We start from the raw sequence: 12595 nt of genomic DNA, 5'->3' as shown, positions 1-12595 counted from the left end.
CTCTTTGCTTTATGAGAATGGCTTAGCTTCTTAGCCCAATCCCTTTGGTTACTAGATAATGCGCAATGGCATACAGTGCAACAACAAACACTGCAAGTACACTAAATGACGTGACAATGCCCACATCCGAGACACCTAAAAAGCCGTAGCGGAACGCATTCACCATGTAGACAATTGGGTTGATCTTAGAAACGCCTTGCCAAAATTCAGGCAGCAGACTGATCGAATAAAAGACTCCTCCCAAGTAAGTTAAAGGAGTCAATACAAACGTAGGGATGATCGAAATATCGTCAAACGTTTTTGCGTAAACCGCATTGATCAAGCCACCGAGAGCAAATACCACCGACGTCATGAAGACAGTCGCGACAATAATGCCCCAGTGCTCCACTTGCAAATCAACGAACAAAAGTGACACACAAGTAACAATTGCACCGACCAACAAACCTCGAGTCACGCCGCCCATCACATAGCCAGCAATAATCACATAGTTTGGTACCGGTGCCACCAGCAGTTCTTCAATGTTCTTCTGTAGCTTTGCACTAAAGAATGACGACGCCACGTTCGAGTATGAGTTGGTGATCACCGACATCATGATCAAACCTGGAACAATGTACTCCATGTAACTAAAGCCGCTCATCTCACCAATTCGAGAGCCAATAAGATTGCCGAAAATGATGAAGTACAACGTCATCGTAATGGCTGGCGGCACTAAGGTTTGCACCCAAATACGTGTAAAACGAGTGACTTCTTTGCTCAGCAAGCTGCGAAATGCCGTCCAATATAAACCGTACATTTAATTACTCCCCTCTCTTACAATGCTGACAAACAACTCTTCAAGTCGGTTGGCTTTGTTACGCATTGAGAGAACTTTAATGCCATGCTCTGTTAACTGACTGAATACCGAATTCAATCCTTGGCTTTTATCTAGTTCTATCTCTAAAGAGCCATTAACAATACTTTGTCGATTAACACCTTCAAGCTCAGGCACCTCGACTTCTGACTCAACATCCAAGATAAATGTTTCGACGCTTAGCTTACCTAGTAACGCCTTCATGGTGGTATTTTCAATCAGCTCACCACGATTAATAATGCCGATATTTCGACACAGCATCTCCGCTTCTTCTAGGTAGTGTGTCGTTAAAATAATCGTAATTCCTTGCTCTTGGTTGATCTCTTTCAGAAACCCCCACATTGAGCGGCGTAGTTCAATATCCACTCCAGCCGTTGGTTCATCTAAAATGAGTAACTGCGGCTCGTGCATCAAAGCTCTTGCGATCATTAAACGACGCTTCATCCCACCGGATAGGTTACGAGCACGCTCTTGGCGTTTTTCCCATAAATCCAATTTTTTCAGGTATTTTTCTGCTCTTTCTTTGGCTAATACTTTAGACACACCGTAATAGCCAGCTTGCTGCATCACAATTTGCTCAACGGTTTCAAACTGGTTGAAGTTGAACTCTTGTGGCACCAAGCCTAAATTCTGCTTGGCCAATTCGAGGTCGGTATCAATGTCATAACCGAAAACTTTCGTCGTTCCGGAGGTTTTATTCACTAAGGAGGAAATGATGCCAATCGTGGTCGATTTTCCTGCACCATTGGGACCCAGAAGCGCGTAGAAGTCACCCTTTTTCACTTGGAGACTTATACCTTTTAACGCCTCAAAGCCACCTGCATACGTCTTGCGCAGTTGTTCAATTTCTAATGCGTACATAAGGTCTTGATTGCCGTTTGTTTGTGATTACTAATACCGACTCATATTTAGCAGCGGTTTACTACAAAATCGCCTTGGGTATCGTATTGGAGGTCCATCAGTTTATCGTTGAATAACGATGATTACAAATAAACCTTTCGATAATATTGGAAATATAACCCTTACCTCGTAAAGGTTATCTCTGAGTAAGACAAAATAGAGCATAAAAAAACGCAACAGGACACTGTTGCGTTTTTAACTGTCAGAATGATTACGCCGTTATGCGCTGATACTGGTCTGCCTCAACATGTGCCACCGCCGCATTCAATGCTTCGTAACGGAATTGGTACATATTTTCATCAGGCACAAGGTCAATCACATGGAATTTCTCTAGCTGTTCTCGTGTTCGCTCATTCGGGCATAATAAATACACGGCACAATTGGCATCGAGAGCATCCTTAATCGCATTCTCTAACGCCAAACCGACGGTCACATCAATCATTGGTACATCCGTAAGATCGAGAATCATCACGTCATAGTCCGAAATACTAGAGTGCTGACGTGAAATGGCTTTAGAAACACTAAAGATCATCGGACCGGAAAGATAAAAGAACAGCACTTTACCATTAGCACGATCCAACAAACCACGCTCGCTGTCAGTCAGCGGCACATCATCTTCATCCGCGTCGCTGATCGCTTTTACTTGTCGCGCCTGCTCTCGGCTCAAACGCTCGATGATGATAATGTTCGAGATAAAGACGCCTAAACCCACCGCAACGATAAGATCAACGAATACTGTAAGCAGCATAACGCCATACATCACCGCCATTCCGGAAAAGCTTACCTTATGTGCCCTCTGAATAAAGCTCCAGTCTAGGATGTTAAAGCCAACATACACAGCAATGCCTGCTAACACAGCCATCGGGATTGGCTCTGTTAACCCGCCAGCAACCAGTACAACCAACGCCAACATTAGTGCGCGAATCACACCAGATAATGGCGAACGAGCCCCAACTTGGATATTCGTTACCGTCCCCATGGTAGCCCCCGCCCCCGGCAGCGCACCAAACAAGCCTGAGATCATGTTAGCTAACCCTTGACCTCGCAGCTCTTTATCTGAGTCGTGTTCTTTACGAGTTAATGAGTCACCGATAACCGCCGTTAACAAAGTATCAATACAACCTAACGTGCCGAGCACTAATGCATCAATGACCATCTCGACAAACATATCTGTGTCAATATAAGGGGCGACGAGAGAAGGTAACCCAGCAGGAATTTCACCGATACGACGAATATCTTCTGTATCAAAGAGAATCACAGACAATAAAGTTACCGCGACCAATGCCACGAGCTGTGCAGGAACGTATTTACGATATTGCTTAGGGAAGAAAAAAAGAATCCCCAAAGTCAGTAGTCCCAAAAACAACTCACTGAACTTAAGGTTAGAAATGGTCTCCGGCAAAGCAGATAACGTTCCGAGTACTCCCCCTGAAGGCGCAGCATACCCCATCAAAGGCGATAACTGCAGAATGATAAGAATCACACCAATGCCAGACATAAACCCGGAAATAACGCTATAAGGCATTAAGGTAACGTATTTACCCAGTTTTAACGTCCCCAATAGGATTTGGAACGCGCCAGCCATCATGACAACCGTGAAAGTCATAGCCATGCCCGTTTCTGGGTATTTCGCCATCATACTGGTTAATACTGCGGTCATGATTACCGTCATTGGCCCTGTCGGTTCTGATATTAACGTATTAGAACCACCAAATAACGAGGCAAACAAACCGACCATTATTGCTCCCCAAAGGCCGGCCTCAGCACCGGCTCCGGATGCAACACCAAACGCTAACGCCAGAGGGAGAGAGATAATCGCCGTGGTTACCCCGCCAAATACATCCCCTTTGAAATTGATATCTTCAAAACGACTACCGAACACTGCTGATTTTCCCTGCATTCAATTTTAAAAAGTAAAATATCACTACTTTAACGAGCTAGGCGAAAATTTAAACCATAAATAGATTAAGGCTAAATTCACACCACAAATAGTTTCACCAGATTTTACTTTTTTCTTAATGAAAACTAGTCAGATGAGTCCTATCTGACGAATATTTAACGAGATCGAAATTGTAACATTGTGTATAGTTACAACACTGATCGCTTGCATGTGCACACAAACAGCGGCAGCGATTTTGTCTTTTAAGGGAAGTAGTTTGCAAAATGCCGGAAATAAAACAGTTATTTGAAAACAATTCGAAATGGTCTCAAGAGATCAAATCTGATCGACCTGAATACTTCGCAAAACTCGCTGAGGGGCAAAAGCCTGATTTTCTTTGGATTGGCTGCTCTGATAGCCGCGTCCCTGCCGAGCGACTAACCGGACTATACTCAGGTGAACTCTTTGTTCATCGGAATGTTGCAAACCAAGTTATCCATACTGATCTCAACTGTCTATCTGTCGTCCAGTACGCCGTAGATGTGCTTAAGGTTAAACACATCATTGTCTGTGGACACTATGGATGTGGTGGCGTAAACGCAGCCATTGATAACCCTAAGCTAGGTCTTATTAATAATTGGCTGTTACATATCAGAGATATCTATTTCAAACACCGCACTTACCTAGATCAAATGCCGCAACAAGATCGAGCGGATAAACTAGGCGAGCTTAATGTTGCAGAGCAAGTGTACAACTTGGGTAACTCAACCATCCTGCAAAACGCTTGGGAGCGTGGGCAAGATGTTGAAATTCATGGTGTGGTATACGGAATTGAAGATGGTCGCTTAGAGTACTTAGGCATTCGTTCTAACTCTAAGGAAACCGTAGAAGCGTCTTACCAGAAAGCTCTTTCGACGATTCTAAATACAGACAACAAGCTCCTTTGTCGCTAAGTCATATCTAAAAGTTGAACGAAAAACGCCCATCTTAGATGGGCGTTTTTTTATATTTTTAATGCTGAACTCAATGATTATTCTTGAGGTACAACTTTACCGATGTATGGTAAGTGGCGGTATTTCTGCGCGTAATCAATACCCACCCCAACGACAAATTCATCTGGAATTTCGAAACCAATCCAATCCACAGGAACATTCACTTCACGACGAGATGGCTTATCTAGGAGCGTACAAATCGCGATAGACTTCGGCTCACGTAGCGAAAGAATCTCACGGATTTTATTTAGTGTGTTACCAGTGTCAATGATGTCTTCAACAAGCAGAATGTCTTTACCTTTGATGTCATCATCCAAATCTTTCAAGATACGAACGTCACGTGAGCTTTCCATCGTATTGCCGTAGCTTGACGCTGTCATAAAATCAACTTGGTGAGTCAGTTCGATAGCACGTGCCAAGTCTGCCATAAATACAAATGAGCCACGCAATAAGCCTACCAACACAAGATCTTCACTACCTTGATAACGCTCTGTAATTTGTTTGCCTAATTCACGAACTCGCTCCTGAACTTCTTGCTCAGAAATCATGACTTCTATTGTATGTTTCATACTGTGCTCAATCTAAATTTGTGGGTTGAGGTAAGTCGCACGCAAACGATCACCTAATCTTACGGCGTGTAGTGTATCACCACGTTCATTGGGTTGAAAGTCGCATCCTGTTGCCAAAAAATCTTGGAAGAAGGTCTTAGTTTTATAAAGTTCATAGCTAAATTTATCAATAATAATGACATTACTGTATATAAATTGTTCTACAGATGTTGACCTTGTGCATATGCACCATTACACTCATCACTGCTTTAAGCAACTATTAAAATAATCAATTAGGGGGTTACCCCCAATATCAACTCAAATGGCAAGGAAAATGGATATGGACTCAATTGCAAAGAGACCTAGAACTAGGCTTTCTCCAATTAAGCGTAAGCAACAGTTAATGGAAATCGCATTGGAAGTATTTGCGCGCCGCGGCATCGGTCGTGGTGGTCACGCAGATATCGCAGAAATTGCTCAAGTTTCTGTGGCGACTGTTTTTAACTACTTCCCTACACGCGAAGACTTGGTGGATGAAGTTCTCAATCACGTCGTACGTCAGTTCTCAAACTTCCTATCGGATAACATAGACCTAGACTTACATGCACGTGAAAACATCGCCAATATTACTAATGCGATGATCGAGCTTGTCAGCCAAGACTGTCACTGGCTAAAAGTATGGTTCGAGTGGAGTGCTTCAACACGTGATGAAGTATGGCCATTGTTTGTTTCAACTAACCGTACTAACCAGTTGCTGGTACAAAACATGTTCATTAAAGCAATTGAACGCGGTGAGGTGTGTGACCAGCACGATTCAGAACACTTGGCAAACCTGTTCCACGGTATTTGTTACTCACTGTTTGTCCAAGCGAACCGCGCTAAAGGTGAAGCGGAACTGAAACATCTAGTGAATTCATACTTAGATATGCTTTGCATTTACAACCGTGAACACTAAAGCTTAACTAGTAATATATGTCAGCCCACCGTTTGGTGGGCTTTTTATTGTCTGCTGTCAGCTAAGCACACATTTATATTCCTATGTAACAAGCATAAAAAAACCGCTGCAATGCAGCGGCTTCTATCATTCAGTCAGAAAAAGCTTACTTCTTCTTAACTGCTTTTTTGTTTGGAAGGTCAGTGATTGAACCTTCAAATACTTCAGCAGCTAGACCTACAGACTCGTGTAGAGTTGGGTGAGCGTGGATAGTCAGAGCGATATCTTCTGCATCACAGCCCATCTCAATTGCAAGGCCGATTTCACCAAGTAGTTCACCACCGTTAGTACCAACAATAGCACCACCGATTACGCGGTGAGTTTCTTTGTCGAAGATTAGCTTAGTCATACCGTCTGCACAGTCAGATGCGATTGCACGACCTGATGCTGCCCATGGGAATGTTGCTACTTCGTACTTGATGCCTTCTTCTTTCGCTTCTTTTTCAGTCTTACCAACCCAAGCCACTTCTGGCTCAGTGTACGCAATTGAAGGGATAACTTTAGGGTCGAAGTAGTGCTTCTTACCAGAGATAACTTCAGCAGCTACGTGACCTTCATGCACACCTTTGTGAGCAAGCATTGGTTGACCAACGATATCACCGATCGCGAAGATGTGAGGAACGTTAGTACGCATTTGCTTATCAACGTTGATGAAGCCGCGCTCGTCAATTTCTAGACCCGCTTTTTCACCGTCGATTAGCTTACCATTTGGTACACGACCGATAGCAACTAGAACCGCATCGTAACGCTCAGCTTCAGCTGGCGCTTTCTTGCCTTCCATTGAAACGTAGATACCGTCTTCTTTTGCTTCAACTGCTGTTACTTTCGTTTCTAGCATTAGCTTGAACTTGTCTTTGATACGCTTAGTAAATACTTTCACGATATCTTTGTCTGCTGCAGGAATTACCTGGTCAAACATTTCAACAACTTCAACTTTAGAACCTAGAGAGTGGTAAACCGTACCCATTTCTAGACCGATGATACCACCGCCCATGATAAGCAGTTTTTCTGGCACTTCTTTTAGTTCAAGAGCGTCAGTAGAGTCCCAAATACGTGGGTCTTCATGCGGGATAAATGGCAGTTTGATTGGACGAGAACCAGCCGCAACGATTGCGTTGTCAAAGTTAACAACTGTAGGCTCACCTTCGCCTTCTACAAGGATAGAGTTAGGGCCAGTGAACTTACCGTAACCGTTAACCACTGTTACGTTACGCATCTTAGCCATACCGCTTAGGCCGCCAGTTAGTTGGTTAACAACTTTTTCTTTCCAGATGCGGATTTTGCTGATGTCTGTTTGAGGCTCACCGAACACAACGCCGTGGTCAGCCATCGCTTTCGCTTCTTCAATTACTTTAGAAACGTGAAGCAGTGCTTTAGATGGGATACAACCCACGTTCAGACATACACCGCCAAGCGTGCTGTAACGTTCAACTAGTACAGTTTCAAGACCTAAATCCGCACAACGGAATGCAGCGGAGTAACCAGCAGGACCAGAACCAAGTACAACAACTTGGGCTTTAATTTCTTTGCTCATTTTGACCTCTTGTAGTCATTATCCCTAACAGGCTGAGTGGGTATCGATTTTTATGTTTAAGAGAGATTTGTTTTAAACAGTTATTTTCAGACCGCTAACAGTTTACAGAGATGTTAATGGTGTGAAAAGTAAATCAATTTAGCCTGTGAGCTAGACAACAATTCGATTGTGAAAACCCTGAACGAAGCAAGGCTGATAACCAAATTGTCGGTAATTATGATTAGCAGAGGCGGCTAAGTTGCCGCCTCTCATTCATCTAATTTCTATTACAGAACTAGACGACGAATGTCAGATAGACATGAGTTTAGGTAAGTGATGAAGCGCGCACCTTCAGCACCATCGATCACACGGTGGTCGTATGATAGAGACAGTGGAAGTTGTAGACGCGGTTCGAACTCTTTACCGTTCCATACCGGTTTCATTTCTGACTTAGACACACCTAGGATACCAACTTCTGGTGCGTTTACGATTGGAGTAAACGCCGTACCGCCGATACCGCCTAGGCTAGAGATAGTGAAACAGCCACCTTGCATGTCAGCCGCAGTTAGCTTACCAGCACGTGCTTTCTTAGAAACCGCCATTAGCTCTTCAGATAGCTCGTAGATGCCTTTCTTGTTCACGTCTTTAAATACAGGAACAACTAGACCGTTTGGTGTATCTACCGCGATACCAACATTCACGTATTTCTTCAGGATTAGGCTCTCACCGTCTTCTGATAGAGAAGAGTTGAACGCTGGGAACGCTTCAAGCGCTTTAGCTACCGCTTTCATGATGAACACAAGTGGTGTGATCTTCATGCCAGTGTCTTTCTTTGCTTCAATCGCGTTTTGCTCTTTACGGAATGCTTCAAGAGCCGTGATGTCTGCGTTATCCCACTGTGTAACGTGCGGGATCATTACCCAGTTACGGTGTAGGTTTGCGCCAGAGATCTTCTTAATGCGAGATAGCGGTTGAACTTCTGTCTCACCAAACTTGCTGAAGTCCACTTTTGGCCATGGTAGTAGACCAAGAGCCGCGCCGTCGCCTTTGCCAGATGCTGCTGCACCTGCGCCAGACTCAAGACGCTTAAGTGCATCTTTCACGTAAGCTTGAACGTCTTCTTTTAGGATACGGCTCTTACGACCAGAACCTTTAACCTTAGAAAGATTAACGCCAAATTCACGCGCTAGACGACGAACAACTGGAGACGCGTGAGCGTACTCATCGTTTTCTTTGAAATCACCAGTCGCTGCTGGAACTGCTGCCGCCGGAGCTTCTGCTTTAGGAGCCGGAGCTGCAGGTGCTGCCGCTTGAGCTGGAGCTGGAGCTGCTGCAGGAGCAGGTGCTGCACCCGCCACTTCGAATACCATGATTAGTGAGCCAGTAGACACTTTGTCGCCAGCTGCAATCTTGATTTCTTTAACTGTGCCAGCGAATGGTGCAGGAACTTCCATAGAAGCTTTGTCACCTTCAACAGTGATTAGAGATTGCTCTTCTTCCACTGTGTCGCCAACCGCAACCATGATCTCAGTAACTTCAACTTCGTCGCCGCCGATATCTGGAACGTTCACTTCTTTTGCCGCAGAAGCTGCTGGAGCTGCTGCCGCAGGAGCTTCAGCTGCCGCTGGTGCTGGTGCTGCTGAAGCGCCTGAACCTGCTGTTTCGAATACCATGATAAGTGAGCCAGTCGATACTTTATCGCCTGCTGCAACTTTGATCTCTTTTAGAGTACCTGCGAATGGCGCTGGAACTTCCATAGAAGCTTTGTCGCCTTCAACAGTTAGAAGAGATTGCTCTTCTTCGATGCTGTCGCCAACGGCAACCATGATTTCGGTAACTTCTACTTCATCACCACCGATGTCTGGTACGTGAACTTCTTTTAGTTCTGCCGCTGCTGCTGGAGCTGGAGCTGCTGCTGGAGCTGCTTCTGCCGCAGGAGCAGGTGCAGCGTCAGCTGCACCCTCGGCTTCGAAAATCATGATTAGAGAACCAGTAGAAACCTTGTCGCCTTCTGCAACTTTGATTTCTTTAACGATACCCGCTTGAGAAGCAGGAACTTCCATAGAAGCTTTATCGCCTTCAACTGTGATCAGAGACTGCTCTTCTTCAACCTTGTCGCCAACGCTTACAAGAATCTCAGTAACTTCAACCTCATCCGCACCGATGTCTGGTACATTAATTTCGATTGCCATTTCTTATCTACCTTCTTAATTAAGCGTATAGCGGGTTTGTTTTCTCTGTGTCGATGTCGAATTTCTTAATTGCTTCTGCAACTACAGATTTCTCAACTTCGCCACGTTTCGCTAGTTCAGTTAGCGCTGCTACTACTACGTAACCTGCGTTCACTTCGAAGTGACGACGTAGGTTTTCACGGCTGTCTGAACGACCGAAGCCATCAGTACCAAGAACTTTGAAAGACTCAGCAGGAATGTATGCACGAACCTGCTCTGCGTAGTTCTTCATGTAGTCAGTTGCTGCGATAGCAGGTTCAGTACCCATTACTGTTTGGATGTAAGGTACTTTCGCTTCCGCTTCTGGGTGAAGCATGTTGAAACGCTCTGCATCTTGGCCATCGCGAGTTAGTTCGTTGAATGACGTTACAGAGTAAACATCAGAAGCAACACCGTAATCTTCGCTTAGGATTTGAGCTGCTTTACGTACTTCATTCATGATAGTACCAGAGCTCATTAGCTGAACTTTCGCTTTGTCGCCCGTGTAAGTTTCTAGCTTGTAGATACCTTTACGGATGCCTTCTTCAGCGCCTTCTGGCATTGCTGGCATTGCGTAGTTTTCGTTCATTAGCGTTAGGTAGTAGAACACGTTTTCTTGTTCTGGACCGTACATGCGACGGATACCGTCTTGCATGATTACTGCTACTTCGTACGCGAATGTTGGGTCGTAAGAAATACAGTTAGGAACCGTACCCGCCAAAATGTGCGAGTGGCCGTCTTCGTGCTGTAGACCTTCACCGTTCAACGTTGTACGACCCGCAGTTGCACCTAGTAGGAAACCACGTGCTTGTTGGTCACCAGCCATCCACGCCATGTCGCCAACACGTTGGAAGCCGAACATTGAGTAGTAGATGTAGAACGGGATCATTGGTAGGTCGTTTGTCGAGTATGAAGTCGCAGCAGCAACCCATGAAGACATAGCACCTAGCTCGTTGATACCTTCTTGTAGAACCTGACCTGAAGTCGCTTCTTTGTAGTAAGAAACAACGCCACGGTCTTCTGGTGTGTAAGTTTGGCCGTGCGGGTTGTAGATACCGATTTGACGGAACAGACCTTCCATACCGAATGTACGTGCTTCGTCAGCAATGATAGGAACGATGTTCTTACCAATGTTCTTGTTCTTAAGTAGAACGTTTAGCGCACGTACGAATGCCATAGTAGAAGAGATATCACGCTTCTGTTCTTCTAGTAGTGGCTTGAATTCTTCTAGCTCAGGAACGATGAATTCTTGAGTGAATTTTGGTAGACGCTGTGGCGTGTAGCCGTGTAGCGCTTTACGACGAGCGTGTAGGTATTCGTACTCTTTTGAACCTTCTTCAAGTTTCAGGTACGGAAGTTCTTTCACTGCTTCGTCAGTTAGGATGTCTTGAAGACCTAGACGGTCACGTAGGTGTAGTACGTGAGTCATGTCCATCTTCTTAACTTGGTGCGCGATGTTCTTACCTTCAGCCGCTTCACCCATGCCGTAACCTTTAACAGTCTTAGCTAGGATTACTGTTGGACGACCTTTAGTTTCTGCCGCGTTTTTGTATGCCGCGTATAGCTTAGAAGACTCGTGACCACCACGCTTAAGTGCGAAGATTTCGTCATCAGTCATGTCAGCAACAAGTGCAGCTGTCTCTGGGTACTTACCAAAGAAGTGCTCACGTACGTACGCGCCATCTTTTGATTTGAATGTTTGGTAGTCGCCGTCGATCGTTTCATTCATAAGCTGTAGAAGCTTACCAGTCGTATCTTTAGCTAGTAGTGAATCCCAGTTGTTACCCCAGATTACCTTCACTACGTTCCAACCAGCACCTTTGAACAGACCTTCAAGTTCTTGAATGATCTTACCGTTACCCATTACAGGGCCATCTAGACGCTGTAGGTTACAGTTGATTAGGAAACATAGGTTGTCTAGTTTCTCACGCGCAGCGAAAGAGATAGCACCACGTGATTCTGGCTCATCCATCTCACCGTCACCTAGGAACGCGTAAACGCGCTGTTCTGAAGTATCTTTAAGACCACGGCCTTCTAGGTACTTAAGGAAACGAGCTTGGTAGATAGAAGCGATTGGACCTAGGCCCATCGATACTGTCGGGAACTGCCAGAATTCAGGCATCAGTTTAGGGTGCGGGTATGAAGGAATACCTTTGCCGTCTACTTCTTGACGGAAGTTGTCTAGCTGCTCTTCAGTTAGACGACCTTCAACGAATGCACGTGAGTAGATACCTGGTGAAATGTGACCTTGGTAGTAAACTAGGTCGCCACCATCCTTCTCGTTTGGTGCACGGAAGAAGTGGTTGAAACATGTCTCGTAGAACGCAGCAGAAGACTGGAAAGACGCCATGTGGCCGCCTAGCTCTAGGTCTTTCTTAGATGCACGTAGAACGATCATGATAGCGTTCCAACGAATAATTGAGCGAATACGACGCTCAAGTGTTGTGTCACCTGGGTATGCTGGTTCTTGGTCTGCAGGAATCGTGTTGATGTAGTTAGTTGTGATACCTGTTGGCATATCAACACCGTCTAGACGTGCTTTATCTAGAACTTGCTCTAATAGGAATTGAGCACGCTCTAGACCTTCTTCACGTACAACTGACTCAAGCGCTTGTAGCCATTCTTGAGTTTCCAGTGCATCTACGTCATGCTTCATATCAGACATGGCGATCTATCCTTCTGTTGGTTGGATCTACTTATTTAAGTAAC

Annotated in this window: 9 protein-coding genes; 2 read left to right on the top strand and 7 right to left on the bottom strand. The window is 45.0% G+C overall.

The window, feature by feature from the left end:
• Positions 1-22: 22 nt before the first annotated feature.
• From R7E51_RS12525 to R7E51_RS12515, 3 genes are all read right to left on the bottom strand, one after another.
• Positions 23-793, bottom strand: a complete 771-nt coding sequence (locus R7E51_RS12525) for an ABC transporter permease (protein WP_005386598.1) — start codon at positions 791-793, stop codon at positions 23-25.
• The gene (locus R7E51_RS12520) at positions 794-1711 is read right to left on the bottom strand and encodes an ABC transporter ATP-binding protein (RefSeq protein ID WP_151515106.1); all 918 of its coding nucleotides are present in this window, start codon (positions 1709-1711) and stop codon (positions 794-796) included.
• A 250-nt stretch (positions 1712-1961) separates the two neighbouring features.
• Positions 1962-3632: a SulP family inorganic anion transporter gene (locus tag R7E51_RS12515; protein ID WP_206957703.1), complete on the bottom strand. Its 1671-nt coding sequence runs from the start codon at positions 3630-3632 to the stop codon at positions 1962-1964.
• 281 nt (positions 3633-3913) lie between these two features.
• Between R7E51_RS12515 and can the strand changes: the two genes are divergently transcribed.
• On the top strand, positions 3914-4582 hold the full coding sequence (gene can, locus R7E51_RS12510) for a carbonate dehydratase (RefSeq protein WP_005379996.1): 669 nt from the start codon (positions 3914-3916) through the stop codon (positions 4580-4582).
• A gap of 77 nt (positions 4583-4659) precedes the next feature.
• On the opposite strand, the gene hpt is transcribed toward can, so the two are convergent.
• Positions 4660-5190: a hypoxanthine phosphoribosyltransferase gene (gene hpt, locus R7E51_RS12505; RefSeq protein ID WP_005379995.1), complete on the bottom strand. Its 531-nt coding sequence runs from the start codon at positions 5188-5190 to the stop codon at positions 4660-4662.
• Between the two features lie 319 nt (positions 5191-5509).
• Here hpt and opaR point away from each other — a divergent pair, with 319 nt between their 5' ends.
• Positions 5510-6124 carry a transcriptional regulator OpaR gene (gene opaR / locus R7E51_RS12500; protein WP_005379994.1) on the top strand — a complete coding sequence of 205 codons (615 nt, stop codon included), beginning with the start codon at positions 5510-5512 and terminating at the stop codon, positions 6122-6124.
• A gap of 145 nt (positions 6125-6269) precedes the next feature.
• On the opposite strand, the gene lpdA is transcribed toward opaR, so the two are convergent.
• The 3 genes from lpdA to aceE all read right to left on the bottom strand — a co-directional run bounded on the left by lpdA (position 6270) and on the right by aceE (position 12551).
• Positions 6270-7697: a dihydrolipoyl dehydrogenase gene (lpdA, locus tag R7E51_RS12495; RefSeq protein WP_005379993.1), complete on the bottom strand. Its 1428-nt coding sequence runs from the start codon at positions 7695-7697 to the stop codon at positions 6270-6272.
• Between the two features lie 266 nt (positions 7698-7963).
• Positions 7964-9868 carry a pyruvate dehydrogenase complex dihydrolipoyllysine-residue acetyltransferase gene (aceF, locus tag R7E51_RS12490; RefSeq protein ID WP_206957705.1) on the bottom strand — a complete coding sequence of 635 codons (1905 nt, stop codon included), beginning with the start codon at positions 9866-9868 and terminating at the stop codon, positions 7964-7966.
• Positions 9869-9887: 19 nt separating this feature from the next.
• On the bottom strand, positions 9888-12551 hold the full coding sequence (gene aceE, locus R7E51_RS12485; protein ID WP_005386612.1) for a pyruvate dehydrogenase (acetyl-transferring), homodimeric type: 2664 nt from the start codon (positions 12549-12551) through the stop codon (positions 9888-9890).
• Positions 12552-12595: the final 44 nt, after the last annotated feature.

It is taken from the genome of Vibrio sp. Vb1166, assembly GCF_033338695.1.
GTDB lineage: Bacteria > Pseudomonadota > Gammaproteobacteria > Enterobacterales > Vibrionaceae > Vibrio > Vibrio alginolyticus.
The sequence above is the reverse complement of the archived record's forward strand: the minus strand, read 5'-3'. Positions and strand labels throughout refer to the sequence as shown.

What these genes read in the sequence shown, in the direction of transcription:
- R7E51_RS12525 (WP_005386598.1), bottom strand. Translation starts at nt 793, where the DNA reads ATGTACGGTTTATATTGGACGGCATTTCGCAGCTTGCTGAGCAAAGAA.
- R7E51_RS12520 (WP_151515106.1), bottom strand. Translation starts at nt 1,711, where the DNA reads ATGTACGCATTAGAAATTGAACAACTGCGCAAGACGTATGCAGGTGGC.
- can (WP_005379996.1), top strand. Translation starts at nt 3,914, where the DNA reads ATGCCGGAAATAAAACAGTTATTTGAAAACAATTCGAAATGGTCTCAA.
- hpt (WP_005379995.1), bottom strand. Translation starts at nt 5,190, where the DNA reads ATGAAACATACAATAGAAGTCATGATTTCTGAGCAAGAAGTTCAGGAG.
- opaR (WP_005379994.1), top strand. Translation starts at nt 5,510, where the DNA reads ATGGACTCAATTGCAAAGAGACCTAGAACTAGGCTTTCTCCAATTAAG.
- lpdA (WP_005379993.1), bottom strand. Translation starts at nt 7,697, where the DNA reads ATGAGCAAAGAAATTAAAGCCCAAGTTGTTGTACTTGGTTCTGGTCCT.
- aceF (WP_206957705.1), bottom strand. Translation starts at nt 9,868, where the DNA reads ATGGCAATCGAAATTAATGTACCAGACATCGGTGCGGATGAGGTTGAA.
- aceE (WP_005386612.1), bottom strand. Translation starts at nt 12,551, where the DNA reads ATGTCTGATATGAAGCATGACGTAGATGCACTGGAAACTCAAGAATGG.